This is a genomic window from Candidatus Roizmanbacteria bacterium, from assembly GCA_016700135.1.
GTDB lineage: Bacteria > Patescibacteriota > Microgenomatia > UBA1406 > GWC2-37-13 > UBA1450.
In genome coordinates this window covers 857,015-876,021 of record CP065004.1, presented here as the reverse complement: position 1 = coordinate 876,021, position 19,007 = coordinate 857,015, and the positions used below count along the sequence as shown (strand labels likewise).

The window sequence follows — 19,007 nt, the reverse complement described above, 5'->3', positions numbered from 1 at the left end:
TATGACAGAGCATCAAACCGGTCAAGGACATTCTAGAGAACATGCTCCAAGAAGTGAAGTAGGCAATCACGAACTTCCTATCTGGCAGAAAATGCCAGAAATCGTTGACACGCTCCAACATGATAATCGTTTAATCCTCGTTTCTGAAACTGGCAGTGGAAAAACAACACAAGTTCCCCAAGCGTTATGGGCAGAAGGATTCGCGCAACAAGGGAAAATTTTTGTTGTTGAGAATAGAGTGCCTGTTGCTGTTGAAGTCGCAAATCGAGTTGCAGATGAGATGGGTGTTGAGGTTGGTCGTGAAGTAGGCTACTTAACAGGCCCTGAAAAACGCTCAGGGAGAAATAGCAATATTGTCTTTATGACCAGTGGCGTTTTCAAAAATATTGTTCGCAATGACCCTACGCTTGATCAAGCATCGGTTGTTATTTTTGATGAATTTGATGAGCGTTACTTACTTTCAGATATTGGTTTAGCGCTCGTTGAAAAAGCACAGCAGCAAGGAAGTAAGGCAAAGTTTGTTTTAATGTCAGCAACACTGAATGCACAGAAGTTTTCAGAGCATTTTGGTGGCGCACCAATTGTGGAAGCAAAAGGAAGACCGTATCCCGTTGATGTCCATTATGCACCTGAGCGAATAGACCCAAGTAGAATGCCAGACAAAGCAGCAGAAGTTGTAGCACAAATTCACCAAGCTGGAGAAGATGGTGACGTATTAATTTTTATGCCTGGAAAACAAGAAATCCAAGCGACTGTGGATGCGTTAGCAAGACAACATGTCACAGGAGTCACAATACTTCCCCTTCACAGTGAATTACCACCTGCTGAGCGTCATAGAGTCTTTGAAAAAACAAGAGGAAGAAAAATTATTATTTCAACCAATATTGCTGAACGAGGACTTACTATTGATGGTATTAAATACGTAGTCGATTCAGGGCTTGCCCGTATTAAAGAATATGATCCTGCGTCTGATACCTCAAAATTAGTAGTTGGGCCTGTTGCACAGGATTCCTTACGACAACGACAAGGACGAGCTGGCAGAACACAACCTGGTGAGTGTTATTTCCTTTTAACTGAAGATGAATTTAATAGACGACCTACCTCCACAAAACCTGAAATTATGCGAACTTCATTACGAGAAGTGGTAATGCAAATTAAGGCCATGGGATATTCTCGTGAGGGAGATCCACTTCGATTTATTGATTCACCTGAGAAACAAAATTGGAAAACTGCAAAAAATCAACTGCGGCTACTTGGAGCGCTTGACCCAGAAGATGAAACACGACTTTCTAAGTTTGGAGAAAAATTGGCAGAGCTAAGCTGTGATCCACGAGAAGGCACAATGCTTCTGAAAGGTGCTGAAATGGGATGTGGCCGAGAAATGGCAGTTATTGCAGCGCTTCGAACAAGCAAACGGTTATTTTATCGCCCACAAGCTGAAGGAGAGCAAGCAGATGCAGCACATCGAGCATTTAACACGTCCCAAGCTTCTGACCTTATCAATTTACTGAATGTCTATCAACAAGCAGAACGTGCAGGGTTTTCGTATCAGTGGTGTCGAGAAAATTATGTCTCTATCCAAGCATTAAAAGAAGTGCGACAAAACGTTGCACAATTAACTGAACAAGTTAAACGTTTAGGATATTCTCTCAATACGGATAAGGCAAAACCAGAAACGATTTGCCAAGCAATTATTGCAGGGTTTCCAGATAAAATCTTTACTGCTGCTGGGCGTGGATGGTATCAAAATACTGAAACAGGAGAACGTGCCATGCTTGGAAGAGAATCAGCAGTTGTTGGTGACATCGTGATTGCCAATGAATTAATCACAGTACAAACAAGAAGAGGTGGCGAACTGCCGCTTATTACTTTAGCAACAAAAGTTGATCCATCAGTGCTTAAAACTGTAGCACCACAGCTTGTCCGAGAAGAGGCGCGAAGCACTAGTTACGATCCTGAAACTGATCGAGTGGTACGAAGCGTTGATTTGTATCTCAAAGGCAGTTATAGCTCGTACGCTTCAGAACAAAGAAAGCTGACAGGTAATGAAGCGGTAGAAGTATTTGCAAATGCTTTAGCTGCGGGCAGACTTGATTTACCATTTGTATCAGAGAACAATGAAGTCATAACAAAATTAAGAGATTTATATCTTCGTTCAGCTGGTGAAACTGCACAACCTTTATCAACCCAACAACTAGCAGAAATTTATAAAGGAAGACTTCAGTCAATTGCGTCACGAAAAGAATTAGAAGAAGCATTGGCAGCAGGGACGCTTGATTTATCTGTAAAACTCGATGAATATGTATCAGTAGAAGTTCAGGAACAAATTATTCGGGATAATCCAGATACCCTTCAAATCGGTGATGCAACATTTGGTATTACTTATGCTGATAGCGGTTGGGGTTCTGATCGATTTTCTGCTCGGATACGAGTTCCAGCTAATCAAGTGTTTTCATTTACTGAGGTGCCAGCTCTGCCTTCAGGTAGAGCAATTACTATTGAAATAGTTGATAAAGAAGGAAGCACTGCAAAACAATTCGAAGGAAAAGATTTAGAAGAATTGAAAAAGAGAACAAGAGAGCACCTGGTAAAGCAACAATGGGACAGCTGGCGTTACGCGCAACCATCAGATGTATTACAACAGAGATTAACTAGTTTTGATCCCACAGGTGAAGCGCCAACTTTGCCAGAGCGTTTAGCATATGGTACTGATCCTGAAACTGGTGAGCCAATGTATGCGTATCCGGCACTTACTGTTGAACGATCTTCTTACTCTGGTGACTCTTACTCAGTCCGATATTACGCAACTGAAGCTGAAGCACAGCAAGCGCAAGCAAGAGTTGAGGAAATACGAACTCAAGCATTAGAAAAACAGCGACTTGAGCAAGAACGAATTGAGCTGTTGCCACAAGTCAGGAAACTCCAAACAGAAGTACGCTCACAATTAGATCGCATGGTAGATCAAATAGGTAATGCAGCTTATGAACAATATGGTCTTTCTTATACTGATTTTTATCGATTGCGAGATCAATTACAAGAAGCTTCATATGGGCTTGAGTCGAATCCCAGAAGTGCAAAAGAGACTTTGCAGCAGATTCAACAGAGAATTCAAGAAGCGGCAGAGCAAAAGAGAGAACAGGATAAGTTGAGAGCTGAAGCAGAAGAAGCACGACGACTTGCTGAAGAAGAGGCTGAAAGGGCAAGACAAGCAGAAGCTGAACAAGAAGAACTTATGAGCAGTCCTTTTGCTGCTGCGTTTGCACGGGCTGGCATTCGGCCAGAAGATATAACTGCACCAAGAGAGCCTGCAGAGGAAGAGGTATCTACTCAAACTGAACCAGAAAGAACAGAAACGTTTGAAAGTACTATACCTGCAACAACAAATGGCGAAAGAAAAACTGAACCACAGCCTGTTCATACTACTCTCTTAGGTGGTATTCAAGCACGAGATACAGAAAGTCTTGTAGAAGAGGTAAGAACACTTATGCAACGAAATAACAAACCTCGAAAACGAGCATTGATACAAGCAGCGCTTATCGGTCGCGGGCCCCAAGCTATGGCAGAAGCGAAAATTTCTGAAGCAGAGTTTCCTATTATTTTTCAGCAAATAAGACTCGCAACCCAAGAAGCAGAGAGAGGATATGATGATGCGACAACACAAGAACTGCGAAATGCGTTACGAGGAGTAGAAAATATGCATGCTGCTATAAAGGCTTCAAAAAGCGATCTGGTAAAAGAATATATTGGTAATAATCCTGAAGACGTACAAAGGTTCCAAACCACATTTGTATCGCTTTTACAAGGAAGAGAAAGGCCACCAAAAGATACCGAGCTTCCTGATTTAGCAGAGCAAGCGATTGAACAAATGACATCTTAAAATCTTGCTTGACTTTTACTAATGCGGTTGATAATATTAGCAATATATTACTAATCTAAACTATTGATCTTAACAACCAAGATTAGATTAAATTAAATAAAAATATGACAGAAATACCAGTTGGACAAGAACCCCAAGTACCTCAATCAGAACCACGAGTATTTGATGTTAGTAAAGACCTCTACGAAGGTGGAAAAGCAGATATATACCAACTTGCAGAATATGTAAAAGTTGCCAGAACAAAAAAAGTTTTTGATAGTAAAAGTCTTGATTTAACAGGTGGAACACTCATGGATATTTATATGGGTGTTGCAGCGGAGGCAGGTAAACCTGGTTCTAAGGTCAAAGAATTTGCATTCAATAATCCAGGACGTGAAGGTAGAGTTGTATTATGGTCTGATGAATTTGCTGCTGATATTCCAGATCATCCGACCAAACCATTACTTGCTGAAGTTCCACCCTCCAAACTTGATCCCAATGCTCCAACAGACGTTGTAGATCTTCGATTAACCTTTGCTGATAATCCTGAAGCGATGCAACAAATGGCTGATCCTACTAAAGCACAAGAATATATGCGAGAAGTTGCAGCACAGTTGAAAGAACTTAAAGCACGTGGAGTTAATACAGTTCGGATGACTGGGATTCCTATGTGGTTATCTCAAGGTGCAGCATTTGCAGCAACACGTCTTGGTATGGATCGAGTTATTTCTTATACGCTTGCAAAAGAAGTTGTAGTTTATGATGGAACAGGCGAAATGATGGGCAAAATTGAATCAAAAACGCCAGAAGATGTAGAGGTTGATTTAGCAGGAAAAGAAATAACAGATATGGAAGCTGTAAGATCAGGACGTGCTCTTCAGGAGACATTAGGAGTTGAGGTTGGAAGAAATAAAATTGATCTTAAAAATGTGGATCTTTCTAAAATTCCCCCACATGTTGCACTTCGTATGTTTGATAGTTTTCATTCATACTCAAGTTCCTTAAAGCTTGGAGATGTGGAAGTATTCCAGCATCTTGATTTTCGTACCCATGATTTAGTTCCGAAAACTACTCAGCGAAACCCTGACTTATTGCCCAGAGATCAAAGAACATCTGTTACACAAGATGTACATGCAGCATTAGAAGCTGCTGATGGTGATCCAGAGAAAGCAGCGCTTACGCTAGCAACTGAGGCAGTAAATAACGCACGAGAACTTACTTTTACAGGGGTAACCAATCCACAAGAACTTGCAGTGGCAGGAAAAGTAGCTCATGCAGCACATGGGTTAATAGAAGAATTGAGTTATAAAGAGTCTCCAGATGCTCAACCTCAGGTAGTAAAATCTTGGAAAGCTCAATCACAGACACCTTCGGCCTAACTTCCTCATATAAATGTTAGTAAATTTCTCTTTTTAATCGTATAGTATCTTGCGCCTTGACTTCATAGTACGGTTGCGTCATTCATTGTGTTGTATGGAAAGGATCACAACCAAGGGCAAAACAGAAGCAATCGGATACTGTTTGTATGCGAGAAAATCGAGTGAATCTGATGAGCGGCAGGCAATGGTATTGACGGGCAGCTTCAGGAAATGAGATTAATGGCAAAGCGGGAGAAGTTAAATGTCGTTGAGGTTATTACTGAAAGCCATTCCGCTAAAGAATCAGGACAACGTCCAGAGTTTAACAGGCTTCTGAAAGAACTGGCAGAAGGAAAATTTAACGCCATCCTCACTTGGGCACCTGATAGACTATCCCGCAATGCCGGAGATTTAGGACGAATTGTAGACTTAATGGATCAAGGGAAACTATTGCATATTAAAACCTACTCTCAATCATTTACTAAGGCTCTAGACTAGCACATTAACAATTTGTAATAGTTCATTGTAAAGGATCGATGGGGATTTGCTCCATCTCCATTCACACTCTTTCAAGTGTAATGGAAAGTTTTTCTTTACACCATTGAACTTAACGAGACGTCTTTTACAAAAGGACCAGAATGACTCTATGCCATTGATATGGACCCCTTTTGTATTTGAGAACTCATTTTTCTTGTGATTGATTCTCAAATGTTTGTCATACCCGACATCAACAAGTCCGTTGTATCCGCTCCACGAATCTGAATATACAGTACTGTTCAAGTCAATCTTTCCCTTCATAACAGCATGTAGCGTTCTTCTTTTACAGTTTGGAATGATACGAGTAAATACACGTCCTTGACGCTCATATATCCCAAATACTACCTGCTTAAATGACGTCCCACGACCTCTTTTACTTGACTTGCCTCTCATCCTTCGAGGTCCAAAGTATGATTCATCAATTTCTATCTCACCACCAACATATCGTTGCATCTGGTGCACTTGGTGATGATATATGAGTTGACGAATATTATTGTAATATTTGTTGACTGTATTGCGGTTGAGACCCAAAATACCAGAGGTCTGTGTAGCACTCAGATCGTGTGCAAAACACCATAGTATCTTTTTTCTCTTGTATTTTGATATCGGCCTATTGTTACAAACCATACCTCTAGTTTAGCACTACTCTGCTAGTCTAGAGCCACTGTTATTCATATGAGATACATCAGAATTGTTCTGGTTACTTTCACCATGTTTCTTTTTGTTTCCTTTGCTGGCATACATGCTGAAGAGATTATTACTACAGAAAAGCTGATTACGGTTGACACTTCCAACCAGATGCTCTATGCCTGGGAGGACGGCAAAATAGTGAGGAGTACTCCTGTTTCCACGGGACTTTCACAAACCCCCACCGTTAAGAGTACATACAAAACCTACTGGAAACTTCCTGTGCAGAGGATGCGGGGCTATTCTTCAGTAAACGGATACTATGATCATCCCGGAGTGACGGATGTTATGTATTTTTATAAAGGGTATGCGATCCACGGAGCCTATTGGCACAACAACTTCGGTACACCCATGAGCAACGGTTGCGTGAATGTATCGCTTGCTGAAGCCGACTGGCTTTATGAATGGGCACCGATAGGAACGAAAGTCGTTATTTATTAGTGTCTTCCTTATTTTGTGGCATTACTTCAGAGGCTTCTTCTGGAGTTTGTTTCGAAAGTGAAAACTTGAAAAGTGCCAGAACAACGATGAAACCGACTCCGATACCGATCCACGGAAGAAATGACAGCTGTTCTACCCATCTGCTCTCTACTCCGTCACAGTGGTCCCCTTTTCCGTCACTGTCTTCGTCCTGCTGATTGGGATTCGGCATATCGGGACAGTTATCATTAGCGTTGATGACGCCGTCCAGATCTGAGTCTTCGCAGGCATCCCCCTGATTATTTTTATTCAAGTCAGCCTGGTCGGCATTTGCAACGCTGATGCAGTTGTCCCGGCTGTCAATAATGCCGTCTTTATCAGTGTCCGGAGGGACATATTTCGGATTCGGTAAACGGGTGGAGTTGAATGCGACCGTCTCCAGAGTGGTGGATGTCAGATTCAGATTGTCCAGATAAGGAATATAAGGAACATTCCCTTCAGGCATACTGTACACTGCATAAGCTGTCTTTGGTCTTGCTACAAATCTCAGATAATACGATTCTGCCGTCGGGTTTTGCACAAAATTCATTTCAGCGATACGGAGCGGCTGATTGTATGTAAGAGTTACGAGAAACTCACGTGCCGTAGTTTGCGGAAAGTAAACAGTACTGCTCATCGATGCATTATTAGTGATAAATTCCCAGTTGTCGTTTTGTCCGTTTCTTGACTGAATACTAATGCGTTGAGGCATGACCACATTCCGGTCAAGAACCGTGACCAGGTTACTCGTTTGGATGGGTTTTTCGTAGGTGTAATGCAAAGAGACAAATACGGAGGCTCCGGTTACCGCCGGGTTTTGATCAATCTGATATGTCTCAAATGTGGATGTCTCTCCGTCATGGAGCAGTGACGCACTTGAGGTGGAACTGTAAACTGTAACGGTAACGGGAATATTTTCCGATCTTGTCACAATGGTACGGGGCTGCAAGGTATTGGTTCCGGTATCTACAACCACATAATCCGAAAGACGATTTGTCGAGACTGGCATCTCTATAGGTACCGGCAGAGGTTCATCCCTCGGTGCAACATTTTGAATAAACTGAAAATTCGAAATGACACTATCAACACTTGGTGTAGGGCTCGTGTATTCATATCCGGATTGTGCATGTATTGCTCCGGCAGCGAGAAGCAGTATTGTGAAAAGTGAAGTTGTTATAGGGTTTAAAAATGCTTTCATGCTGTTTTTTTCGTTTTGCCCATCAATACGGATCCGATAAATAGGAGTCCGATGAGGAAAAATGTAATAATTCGTCCGGTCAGTTCCATGCTCCATATCTCAACAACTAAGAGTCTTCCAATTACGGCAATTAGGAGGCCTAAACCGAATTTTTTCAGTACGGGACGATCCTGCAAACCTGCAACAACATAACTCGAAAGTCCGATAACGGTATAAAGGACCAGCGCTACGGCTCGGGCAAAATACGTGATAGGAATGATTTCACTTGTAGTCCTCCAGATCAAAAGCAGTCCGTAAACTGCACCTACAATTACAAGCAGTATTGAAGCGCTGTGAAGATCGTGGTCTTCTTTTCCGTCAGCATAATAAAAATAGCACCCGGACAGGAATGTAGAAAGCGTGACAAAAAGCAGGATGGTAAATTCCCGGGCAAAGTGCATATCGCTTAGACCGGCAAGGGCGTTGATTCCCAGAGCGATCGGCAGGATATGATACAGCAGCATGTACTTGGTCATGGTTGTACCAAGGAGGCGACTTGAGATGATCGGGAGGATGAGGGCTTCAATAGAAAATGCAATGGTCAATGCAGGGCCGTCAAATTCAAATGCTGTTGCAACGGCAAGTAAAATCATTGAGACAACCGTATACACCTGCACAGCCGAAGGGATCTTCGTCCGGAGATATACCATATACGCGCCGCCTGCATAAGCAAAAGTGGCAATCAGGACCACTACGCTTTTATAAACCGGCATGGTCAGTGCATTTATCCATGCAAGACTAAAAAATCCGACAAGTGCTGCAGTCTGGAGGTCGATTGTAGTTGCTTTGCGTGATGTAATGATCGATGCAAGGGTTGAAAAATAAAAGAGACTGCAGAATGTGACGGCAAAAAAGCTGATCTCAAGAAATTCTTTCGGAGATAATGTCGTTTTCAGAGTTTCTGCAGATGATATAAAAAAGGTTACGCTGTAGAGTGATATAAGGACAACAGAAAGGAATGACAGGATTTTCCATTTACCGTATCTTGCAATCCATATATTACTTATGACCACGGCAAGCAGATATCCGTAAAGACCTACGATGCTTTTTTCTTCGGAACCGATGAGAAGCGGTGCAATTCCACCGATACAAAGACTGAAAACTGCCAGCGACAGTACCTTATACCTCAAGCTGACAAAGGATGTATATATCATTGTAAGTACCATAAAAGTCAGTGCCAGCTGCGGCGGGAACATTTGGTACACTTCCTGAGCGGCATATGTGGTGATAATCACGATACCGGCTCCAAGTCCGATGAGAGTGATTCCCTGGGTTTTGAATTTCTGCATTCGTCTTTCACCGAAAAGCAGTACCAGTGCTCCGGCAATTATCCCGAATGTGATCCGCCCTGCAGGCCCGATCCAGTTGTTGAGGAAGGCATAAGTCACAAGCCACAAAAATCCCAGAAGAATGAAAAATGCTCCTGTCTTGAGAGGCCATTCATGGGCATACCAGGCAAAAAACTTTTCAACCGGTCCTTTTTCAGTAACAGGAAGAGTTCTTGTAGGTTTTTGAATACTTTGTGTTGAAACCTGAGGCGCTTTCTGTGTAGCGGATACTTGTGTTTCAGCTTGAGATGGAGATGTAACAGGATTTGTAAGAGAATCGATTTTTTTACTGAGGCTGTTGACCTTAAAAAGAGCAACAAGAGACAGAATAATACTGAGGAAACCCAATAGTTCCATATGCATTTCAGTATATAGAACTATAAGAAGGTTGTCAATCAGTTCTGTTCTTTAGTTAGCCATCCCGCCAAGTTTTCTCATAACGGCCCGTACTATTCCATGGATCTTCAATTCCCGTTTCGGATAAAAAGGCGGATACATCGGATTGGCAGCTTCGAGAAATGTTTTCCCTTTTTCTTTTTTCAGAATCTTTAAGGTCCACTCATTGTCAATTTCGGCAAGTACGATATCTCCTGCCCGGAAATCGCCTTTCTGCTCGATTACGACGAGATCTCCTTCAAATATCCCGGCATTGATCATCGAATCACCGTGTACTTTAAGTAAAAAAGAATTATCAGGTTTCTCAATAAAATATTCATCAAGCGTGAGGTAGCTTCTGCTTTGTTGTGCAAGAATCGGAAATCCCGCCTGAATCATACCGAGGACCGGCAAAGCGAAAAAACGTTTTGTCGGTGAAAGTTTTTTATTTACCCGTTTGATAAACCCTTCGTCAATAAGCTGCTGGACATATTCATAGATAGTTCTTTTGGAAGCAACATTGAATATTTTGAGCATTTCCGAGTATGACGGCAAACGCCTGTTTTTACGGTAAAAATTTTTTAGCGGCGTCAATAAATCTTGTTCCATAAGTCCATATATGAATTTTTAACATTTATATATATCAGTATATGAAACGATCGTTTCAGAGTCAATATGACGAAATAGATCAAAAATGAACACGGGTTTTTCTTACGTAATTAAAGCAATACGCTGTATTAGGAAGTGTTATTTGATACAATACAACTACTTCAGGAGGAGTCGGATAGCGGTTTATTCCACAGACCTGGAAAGTCTGCGTCCAGCAATGGACTCGCGGGTTCGAATCCCGCCTCCTCCGCATAGAGCCTTGAGTTGCTTCAAGACCTAACTCCTATGCTCGATTAGCTTGATGTTACTTGCTAAAAAGAGCCTGCAATTATTGAATACTCCAAACATATCCTAGAGAGGTGAAAATCGCCGAAAATACCTATAAGGGAAATGCACTCGGTTCTAAGCTTTTTAGCAAAAACGCTCAGAACAGCACAAAAACTACTTTTTTCCGTTCGAATCTTGTCATTCTGGTAAGGGTTAGCAATTGAAGAAAACTACTGGAGTGAAAGTTGGCGGTCTGCGAGGATAAATCTGGAGTTAACGCCTTTTAATATTTTGACTCGTTCTTCAGGTGTGCCGTATTGAAGGACATGAAGCAAATATTCTTTAAGCATCTCTGTTTTTGATTCGTCATATTTTAATTCAATCTGTCCGTTGTTATGTGGTGTTAATTCAGCTCTTGGTGTATATCCGTCAATTACTGCTGCTTTTAAATGCTGTAGCCTTTTAACCTCGACATCGAATTCTTGCAGTAAATATGAAGTGTTAAGTCGTATTTTTGGTAGATGTCCGATTAATTGGTTTATTAATTCTTGCTCAGTAATGTATGGCTCAGGACAATCATACTTTTTAATCCTATTACAATGGTAATAAATATGGCTATTCACTTTATTCGCTTTTGTTCTTCGATACTTTATTTCTGCGGTGACACTTCACCGCATGAGCCGCATGAATACAGATTTTCTTGAATGGGAATAGCTGTTTGTTCCACTGTCTCGGTGCAACCTGAAGTTGAATTTGCACTCTTTCAAGAGCGCTTGGTTATCAGTGGTTCTTACGTCCCTTTATACCAATTCTCACCGTACTTAAATTCACCATAATAAAAGGAGTTTGCAGTACTACATAGACTTTGCTAAGAGGCATCTTGCATCCACTCTTGGTAGTGAATCAATATCATCAAGCCACTTTTTAACCATTCGTCCTGAGAATCCTTGATAGGCTACTTTTTCAAATATTTTCTTGATTATTGGTGCCCGTTCGGGTCTTGTTCAACGGTTGAAATCTATTAGCTCTCAAGACGTTTCTATAGCCTATCGGTGCAACACCTGGACGAATTCTATCTGGCATTTATTGCGTAAGCCCCGTTTAACATTAACGCCTCGATTATCATTTTCAGTTTGGCTTGCGAACAGAGAATCATGAGAGAAATTTCTCATTAGGATTATTAGTAAGGCTCTAGACTAGCAGAAAGTAGTGCTAAACTAGAGGTATGGTTTTGTAACAATAGGCCGATATCAAAATACAAGAGAAAAAGATACTATGGTGTTTGTACACGATCTGAGTGCTACACAGACCTCTGGTATTTTGGGTCTCAACCGCAATACAGTCAACAAATATTACAATAATATTCGTCGAACTCATATATCATCACCAAGTGCACCAGATGCAACGATATGTTGGTGGTGAGATAGAAATTGATGAATCATACTTGGACCTCGAAGGATGAGAGGCAAGTCAAGTAAAGAGGTCGTGGGACGTCATTTTAAGCAGGTAGTGGCCCCAGGATATATGAGCGTCAAGGACGTGTATTTACTCGTATCATTCCAAACTGTAAAGAAAAGAACGCTACATGCTGTTATGAAGGGAAAGATTAACTTGAACAGTACTGTATATTCAGATTCGTGGAGCGGATACAACGGACTTGTATTGATGTCAGGTATGACAAACATTTGAGAATCAATCACAAGAAAAATGAGTTCTCAAATACAAAGGGGTCCATATCAATGGCATAGAGTCATTCTGGTCCTTTTGTAAAGACGTCTCGTTAAGTTCAATGGTGTAAAGAAAAACTTTCCATTACACTTGAAAGAGGTGAATGGAGATGGAGCAAATCCCCATCGATCCTTTGCAATGAACTATTACAAATTGTTAATGTGCTAGTCTAGAGCCTAACAGTTTATCGTGAGAAAATGAAGCAATAGTCAACCTTTCGTACAGAATAAGTAAGGATTTGACAAGAAAATAGAAAGATGCTTGACATAGAGATTATCTAACGGCAACTTTACATATTTTGCCTTTACATTCGGCTCTTAAGATTATTTTTTTGCTATTTGGCAAACAAACTGATATACTATCCTTATCTTGGATGAACTTGTAAGCTAAAGACATTATTTCTCGCACTTCCATTTCTCCTCTGAAGAACATTAATTCATGTCAAATATCGTATACGTCGGAAGAATCTCAGCAGATACAACCGAAGAAAATCTCAAAACACTTTTTTCAACCGTAGGTGAAGTTGTCTCTGTTGAACTGAATAGAAAAATCGGTTTTAAACAGAATAATGATACGGCATATATTACAATGACATCAGACAAGGTTGCAAATGACGCTATAGCAACATTGAATAATAAACTAGTAAACGGAAGCAGGATTAGAGTTACGGAAATCCATTCAGTCGACCGAAAAGGTCATACATTTTTTTCACATTATCAACGAAGAAATAGACGTTAAGCACTTAGAAAGGACGGTGATACACAAATGCAGCAAAATAAAATATACGTAGGGAATTTACCTTGGTCAATGAATGATTCGTCACTGAACGAATTATTTTCACAGTTCGGAGAGATCTCTGAAGCTATCATTATCATGGACAGACAGACCAACCGATCAAAGGGTTTCGGATTTGTCACATTCGCAGATGATGCATCAGCACAAAGAGCTATTGAAGAAATGAATGAAAAAGAAATTGACGGACGAAAAATAGTCGTCACTATTGCAAGACCGCGCGAAGAACGAAGTAATGATCGCGGTTCTTTCAAAAGAAGAAACTATTAATCCCTGAAGCTATCTGACTACTGGATTGATCTAGTATTAGATAGTTTTATTGATTAAGAAAATCGTGAGTGATATAATATCACTACATGAAGATACTCACTAGTATAGTTATTACGATCACCGTACTTATTATCTTCCTGCTTACTCTTTATTTGTACATCCAGTACAAGGCCACAGAACAAGCGGACGCAAACTCCGCAACTCCGACCGCAGTAATTGAACCGTAACTTGAATTATTAACATATTATTTATTATGAAAACGGTAACACAAAAACCGTCGCCGGACAGTATTTCTATACATGTCCCGACAAAAAACAATAAGCTTTTAGAAAAAGCACTCGATATGGTCAATACCAATGTTGAGATTCGCACACTCTGGAATATTATAAACACAAACGCAATTGATCGTCTGAAAATGACTGACCACGGGCCGGTTCATTTCCAGATCGTTTCGAATCTGTCGCTTCGACTGCTTCGAATTCTTGCCAAAAACGGTATCGAGCCCTCCATCGTCAAAGATTTTAAACTTACCCGGGATCACGCAGAACTTGTGGTGCTGTTGGCAAGTTTGCTTCACGATATCGGAATGTCAGCAAACCGTGAAGGACACGAGGAGTTCAGTCTTTTCATGACACATACCCTTCTGAGAGAACTGATAGATTTCCTGCCGATTGAGGAAAAAACAATTGTCATCGCAGAAACTTTGCATGCCATTATCAATCACCGAAGCGGGGGAAAGCCATCAACTATTGAAGGCGGAATTCTTCGCGTCGCTGACGCGCTGGATATGAGTGAAGGACGATCGCGACTTCCTTTTGAGGCCGGGCGGATGGAAATCCACTCGATATCAGCTATGGCAATTGATAAAGTAACTGTCAGTGAAGGGGAAGAACGACCGATTGTGGTTGATATCTACATGAACAGCTCAGCAGGTATTTTCCAAACTGATCAGCTTTTGAGAAGCAAGCTTAAAAACTCAGGTATTGAAAAATACATCGAAGTCAAAGCTCACATCAAAGAGCGGGCAAACAAAAAAATCACTGCTGACTTCGAACTCTAACTGAGAAAAACATTAACCACAATAGGCAACAGCCCAGCATTACCGGGATCCACAGTGCCTTGAAAAACGCAATCCCTGTCCAGAAGCTCACGGGTCCGACGAGACTTAAGATTATCATTGAGTAGTGCGCTTTTTGAATAATTTTTCCAATAAAGAAGTGAGCAATCCACGCTCCTATCAAACCGGAAAAAAACCATCCTACAAAATTCTGCAAGGGTACGCCGTAAAACGCTCCCGGTGTTCGCCAGATCCAAATACCCAGCGCAAACGATCCCGGATCGATAACCATATCAAGTAAAACGAGAAGCACTGCAGTATTTACGTAAGTAAACGGTATTCTGAGTCGTCTGACAAGGGCATATGATCCGAGAACAAGCGGAATCCACCCAAGCGGTACCGCAAGCGGTGCCAAACCCAGGATTTTTGGGCCCAAACTATCCTGATAGTAAAAAGCTCCGTACGGAAACCCTGTTTTGATGGCAAACGATTCGATTGTCAGGCTCGCAACGCTTAAGGAAGTAAGTGTCAGAAAGGCTCTCTTTCTATTGAGACGAACTATTGAGATGAAGGATGGGAGTGCGAAAAGAGACATGAAAATCAATGAGACAATCCAAAGCTCTGAATCAATTCCGATTCGGCTGACAAAGAACGATGCTAACAATGAGAAAAGCATCACCACAACAACTGTGTAGTTATACCAGTGCGACATAGATAAATAATAAAAAACCTAACAACAAATTAATCCAGGGGAAATACCAGTACGTTTTTTTAAGGGACATATATCCTGCGTAAACGGCTGCAACAATGAGAGGATATATCCAGGCTAAAGACAGCACCGGTGATATTCCTGACACAATAAATGCTGTTACTCCCCATAAAATCATACATAAAACCAGACTATTTTTTTTCTCCAGCAAAACTGCAGTTGTAATTAATCCCGCTTTTCGGTCTGCCTTAATGTCCGGTATGGCAGAATACAAATGCATCGCTCCTGCCCAACATCCTGCTGCAATAAGCAGTATAAGAGGTACCGTTTCTTTAGTAATTTGCTGGTAAATAATGACTCCGGGAAGTATGTACAAAATATTGCTGATAAAATCCAGAAACGGTTTCGCCTTTAATCGAAGCGGAGGAGCACTGTAAAAAAATGCAAGCAAAAAAAATACTGCGAGCAGCAATGTGGATTGAGTATCCAGGAACAAAAAAAACGGCAAGGCAAACAAAAAGGATATTAAAGATACCCTCATGTAAAAAGCTCTATCAGAAGCTCTCATCAAAGATTCTTTTATACCCTTTTTCTCATTATGTATGTCTGTATCACCGTCAAAAAAGTCATTCACTCCGTACAAGAAAACGTTTGCGGGCAACAGGAAAAAGAAAAAACCATACCAAAAAACGGGTGATACAACTGCATCCGAAATACCGGCAGCTGCTACGAACCCGACAAGAAACGGACCGAGAAGATATATCCAAAAACGGGGCCGGGAGATGAAGAGAATCGTTTTTATCATTTCTTTCGGGAAATAATAAATATCAGAAGTTCACCAAGCAGAGAGACATCTATCCCGTCCTCAGAAAGTTCAGCCAGATAAGATTCTATCTTTTTTTTGCGCTTGAGTATCTGTTTATTGATTTCGCTCAGAACACCATATTCGTGTATCATGTTCCTGACCAAAGTAATATCAGCCTGAGAAATATCCGAATTTCCGAAAATTGTGGTCAATTTTTTCCGAGACTCTTTATTGGCACGCTTACACAAAAGATGGCGGATTAATGTTTTTTTATTTTCCCGGATGTCTGACCCGACCAGCTTACCGATCTCTTTAGTAGTTCCGAAAATGCCGAGTTCATCATCTCTGAGTTGAAAAATAATTCCCATCTGGCATCCGAGATCTTTGAGAAGCGGCAACCGCACGTATGAAGAAAAAACAGCACCGAGAATAAGTGGGAGTGAGAATGTATAATGGGCAGTTTTATAAGTATAAATTTCGTCAATTTCCGTCGCACTGGGATCTTTGGTAATCAACCCATAGGCTGCGTCCATCATCTGTGCAGGCCCAATATGCTGAACTTCCTGGCTGATATATCCGATGATACATTGCACAAGCTCAGGATCCTTAATTTTTTTAGAAATAATCTCAAATACGAGAAAGAAGATCATATCTCCGAGACACATCGCCATTGACATACCGTAATGCTCCGGATCATTTGCTTTTCGCCGTTTTCCTTCTTTAATGTACTGATAATATACTGAATCCTGATTTCTTCTTTTGTAATCATTGTCCATGATGTCATCGTGAATCAGAAATCCGGTATGAAGAATTTCAACCGCCGCTGCAAGATCGTAGAGCTCATCCGTAATTTGAACGCCGTGCATCTGAGCGCTCATCAAAACGAGCATTCCTCTAATCATTTTTCCCTGTGCTACTGACTTTCGCACCATTTGAATTCCTTTTGCTCCTACAGGAAGTGGATAATTTTTATAGGTTTGGTCAAGATTTTCGTAGATATGTTCAATCAGTTTCGGTTGGTGTTGTTTGTAAAAATCCTGCAATGTCATCCTTTTATTAAATAGTTCATAACGGTACTCATCACTCGTAAGGGATGAGGTTTAATTTTTTTCTCAAAAATCATCATAGGGTTTTGAATAATCTGTCTTGCAGTCCAATTATACATAGCAGAGGCCGTCTGTACAGGAATTCTATACCGACGGGGTATGTATGCATATCCGCTCTCAGCTTGTTTTTGCAGGCTTAGGTACCGTTCTGTCTCAAATCGAATAAGAGCTGAAAACTGTTCCGGATCAACGTGTTCATTCAGTTCTGTAATATGAAACTTTTGCAAATCTTCCTGCGGGATATAAACCCTTCCGAATACAAGATCTTCCCGGATGTCTCTTATAAAATTGATAAGCTGCATAGCCTTACCTTGAAGTTGTGCGGCTTGTAACGATTTCTCCGGCAGGTTGAGAATACGTGCCATTGCAAGACCGACAACTTCTGCCGAGCCGTACATATATTTTTCAAGATCCTGATATGTCTCGTATGTTTTCACGGTCAAGTCCTGCTCCATAGCAGAGAGAAAAGCAAGAATCCAGTCACTTTTAATCTGTTCTTTCCGTGCCAAATCAATAAACTCACTGATAATAACATCCGGAACTTTTCTGCCCTCCAAAGCATCCAGCGTCATTTGTTTGAATCGATGAAAACCTGCGGCATCCTGAGGAACTGCATCCACATAATCATCGGCTGTACGGACATACGCGTAGAGCGTAAAGACTTTTTTCTCGGACATCGGGAGGAAAAAAGATGCTTGAAAAGTAATATGTTGTGCTCCCTTGACGAAAAATCTCCTGCTTACTCGGCATTTGTGATGCGTTCAACTGCTAACTCAGCAGATATCAGTGCCATTGGGACACCGACACCGGGCACAGTATCCTGTCCGACATAATACAGATTTTTTACCTTCTTACTGAAATTATTCGGCCTGAAAAAAGCCGTTTGAAAGAAGTTCGGAGCAATTCCGAGGGCTGTTCCCTGATACGCATTGTAGAGAGATTTATAGTCGTTGATTGAGAGAGATTTTTTGACGATCAATCTATCCTGAATGGATTCATCCAACGTCTCTTCCAAGATATCGATTATTTTCGCTTCATATCGTCTGCGAATTTCCGGAGTGTCAGAAAGTCCCGGAGCAATCGGTACCAAAATAAACAGATTCTCATCACCAATCGGTGCAACAGACGGATCTGTTTTTGAAGGACAACAGATATACATCGAAGGTTCATCAGGCCACTCCGGCTTTTTGTACATATCAGCAAAATGTTTTTCCCAATCATAGGTGAAAAAGAGGGTATGGTGTTTCAGGTTTTTAATTTTTCCTTTTACACCTAAGTACAGAATAAAAGCAGAGGGGGCAATTGTCTTTTTCTCCCAATACTTTTTGGGGTAAGTCTGATATTTTTCATCAAGAAGCGCCATTTCCGTATGAGGCATATCTGCATTTGATAGAATAATATCCGCTACATATTCCTTCCCACCTGCTGTGACAGAGACTGCTTTTCCGGCTTTCACGTTGATCTTCTCAACAGGTGTACCGAGCTTTATCGTCACGTTTTGCTCATTACACACATCCTGAAGTGCCTGAACGATACTGTACATTCCACCCATCGGATAAAACACACCCACATTGAAGTCGATGTGAGACATTAACGTGTAAAGAGCTGGAGTATTGTCAGGGACACCGCCGATAAATACGGTCGTATAGAGCAAAATTTTCTTAAGTCTATCATCTGTGACGTACTTGGAAATATATGAATTCATTGTAGAGAACACCGGCATTTTGGCGGCAACACCGGCAAACTTCATATCAAACATATCAAACACGGAATCATAATTTTTATACACAAAATACTTCATCGCAATTTCATACAGTTCTTCACTCT

17 protein-coding genes, 1 tRNA gene and 2 pseudogenes are annotated in these 19,007 nt (G+C 41.1%); 10 read left to right on the top strand and 10 right to left on the bottom strand.

Annotated features, from left to right (window positions below):
- Position 1 precedes the first annotated feature (1 nt).
- The 3 genes from IPM65_04635 (at position 2) to IPM65_04625 (ending at position 5,712) form a co-directional block, all read left to right on the top strand.
- On the top strand, positions 2-3,877 hold the full coding sequence (locus IPM65_04635; protein QQS43413.1) for a DEAD/DEAH box helicase: 3,876 nt from the start codon (positions 2-4) through the stop codon (positions 3,875-3,877).
- A gap of 104 nt (positions 3,878-3,981) precedes the next feature.
- Complete coding sequence (locus IPM65_04630; protein QQS43412.1) at positions 3,982-5,235, top strand: hypothetical protein; 1,254 nt, start codon at positions 3,982-3,984, stop codon at positions 5,233-5,235.
- Between the two features lie 219 nt (positions 5,236-5,454).
- Positions 5,455-5,712 (top strand): recombinase family protein, encoded by a 258-nt coding sequence (locus IPM65_04625; protein QQS43411.1) that lies wholly within the window; start codon positions 5,455-5,457, stop codon positions 5,710-5,712.
- Here the strand turns inward: IPM65_04625 and IPM65_04620 are convergent.
- Positions 5,704-6,378, bottom strand: coding sequence for an IS1595 family transposase (locus IPM65_04620; protein ID QQS43410.1), 675 nt, complete (start codon positions 6,376-6,378; stop codon positions 5,704-5,706). The genes IPM65_04625 and IPM65_04620 overlap by 9 nt on opposite strands.
- Positions 6,379-6,426: 48 nt before the next feature.
- On the opposite strand from IPM65_04620, the gene IPM65_04615 reads away from it, so the two are divergent.
- Positions 6,427-6,879 carry a L,D-transpeptidase gene (locus IPM65_04615; GenBank protein ID QQS43409.1) on the top strand — a complete coding sequence of 151 codons (453 nt, stop codon included), beginning with the start codon at positions 6,427-6,429 and terminating at the stop codon, positions 6,877-6,879.
- Here IPM65_04615 and IPM65_04610 read toward each other — a convergent pair.
- The 3 genes from IPM65_04610 to lexA are packed head-to-tail and all read right to left on the bottom strand — an operon-like array spanning position 6,869 to position 10,446.
- Positions 6,869-8,095, bottom strand: coding sequence for a thrombospondin type 3 repeat-containing protein (locus tag IPM65_04610; GenBank protein QQS43408.1), 1,227 nt, complete (start codon positions 8,093-8,095; stop codon positions 6,869-6,871). The genes IPM65_04615 and IPM65_04610 overlap by 11 nt on opposite strands.
- Positions 8,092-9,819, bottom strand: a complete 1,728-nt coding sequence (locus IPM65_04605) for a DUF2339 domain-containing protein (protein QQS43407.1) — start codon at positions 9,817-9,819, stop codon at positions 8,092-8,094. The genes IPM65_04610 and IPM65_04605 overlap by 4 nt, the downstream gene beginning before the upstream one ends.
- A 51-nt stretch (positions 9,820-9,870) precedes the next feature.
- Positions 9,871-10,446: a repressor LexA gene (gene lexA / locus IPM65_04600; protein QQS43406.1), complete on the bottom strand. Its 576-nt coding sequence runs from the start codon at positions 10,444-10,446 to the stop codon at positions 9,871-9,873.
- A 164-nt stretch (positions 10,447-10,610) separates the two neighbouring features.
- Here lexA and IPM65_04595 point away from each other — a divergent pair.
- Positions 10,611-10,696, top strand: a tRNA-Ser gene (locus IPM65_04595).
- A gap of 247 nt (positions 10,697-10,943) precedes the next feature.
- Here IPM65_04595 and IPM65_04590 read toward each other — a convergent pair.
- Positions 10,944-11,336: a hypothetical protein gene (locus IPM65_04590; GenBank protein QQS43405.1), complete on the bottom strand. Its 393-nt coding sequence runs from the start codon at positions 11,334-11,336 to the stop codon at positions 10,944-10,946.
- A gap of 624 nt (positions 11,337-11,960) precedes the next feature.
- Between IPM65_04590 and IPM65_04585 the strand changes: the two are divergent.
- The 5 genes and pseudogenes from IPM65_04585 (at position 11,961) to IPM65_04565 (ending at position 14,563) form a co-directional block, all read left to right on the top strand.
- Positions 11,961-12,614: pseudogene (locus IPM65_04585) on the top strand (IS1595 family transposase).
- Positions 12,615-12,879: 265 nt separating this feature from the next.
- Positions 12,880-13,179, top strand: coding sequence for an RNA-binding protein (locus tag IPM65_04580; protein ID QQS43404.1), 300 nt, complete (start codon positions 12,880-12,882; stop codon positions 13,177-13,179).
- 27 nt (positions 13,180-13,206) lie between these two features.
- Positions 13,207-13,503: an RNA-binding protein gene (locus tag IPM65_04575; GenBank protein QQS43403.1), complete on the top strand. Its 297-nt coding sequence runs from the start codon at positions 13,207-13,209 to the stop codon at positions 13,501-13,503.
- 86 nt (positions 13,504-13,589) lie between these two features.
- On the top strand, positions 13,590-13,730 hold the full coding sequence (locus tag IPM65_04570) for a hypothetical protein (protein QQS43402.1): 141 nt from the start codon (positions 13,590-13,592) through the stop codon (positions 13,728-13,730).
- Between the two features lie 26 nt (positions 13,731-13,756).
- A complete protein-coding gene (locus IPM65_04565) occupies positions 13,757-14,563 on the top strand; it encodes an HD domain-containing protein (protein ID QQS43401.1) in 807 nt (268 codons plus the stop codon).
- Here the strand turns inward: IPM65_04565 and IPM65_04560 are convergent.
- From IPM65_04560 to crtI, 5 genes and pseudogenes are all read right to left on the bottom strand, one after another.
- Positions 14,541-15,272 (bottom strand): carotenoid biosynthesis protein, encoded by a 732-nt coding sequence (locus IPM65_04560; GenBank protein QQS43400.1) that lies wholly within the window; start codon positions 15,270-15,272, stop codon positions 14,541-14,543. The genes IPM65_04565 and IPM65_04560 overlap by 23 nt on opposite strands.
- Positions 15,256-16,074: a prenyltransferase gene (locus IPM65_04555; GenBank protein QQS43399.1), complete on the bottom strand. Its 819-nt coding sequence runs from the start codon at positions 16,072-16,074 to the stop codon at positions 15,256-15,258. The genes IPM65_04560 and IPM65_04555 overlap by 17 nt, the downstream gene beginning before the upstream one ends.
- A complete protein-coding gene (locus tag IPM65_04550) occupies positions 16,071-17,123 on the bottom strand; it encodes a polyprenyl synthetase family protein (GenBank protein ID QQS43398.1) in 1,053 nt (350 codons plus the stop codon). The genes IPM65_04555 and IPM65_04550 overlap by 4 nt, the downstream gene beginning before the upstream one ends.
- Positions 17,120-17,930, bottom strand: a pseudogene (locus IPM65_04545) (phytoene/squalene synthase family protein). The gene IPM65_04550 and the pseudogene IPM65_04545 overlap by 4 nt, the downstream one beginning before the upstream one ends.
- Positions 17,920-18,981 carry a phytoene desaturase gene (crtI, locus tag IPM65_04540; GenBank protein ID QQS44722.1) on the bottom strand — a complete coding sequence of 354 codons (1,062 nt, stop codon included), beginning with the start codon at positions 18,979-18,981 and terminating at the stop codon, positions 17,920-17,922. The pseudogene IPM65_04545 and the gene crtI overlap by 11 nt, the downstream one beginning before the upstream one ends.
- Positions 18,982-19,007: the final 26 nt, after the last annotated feature.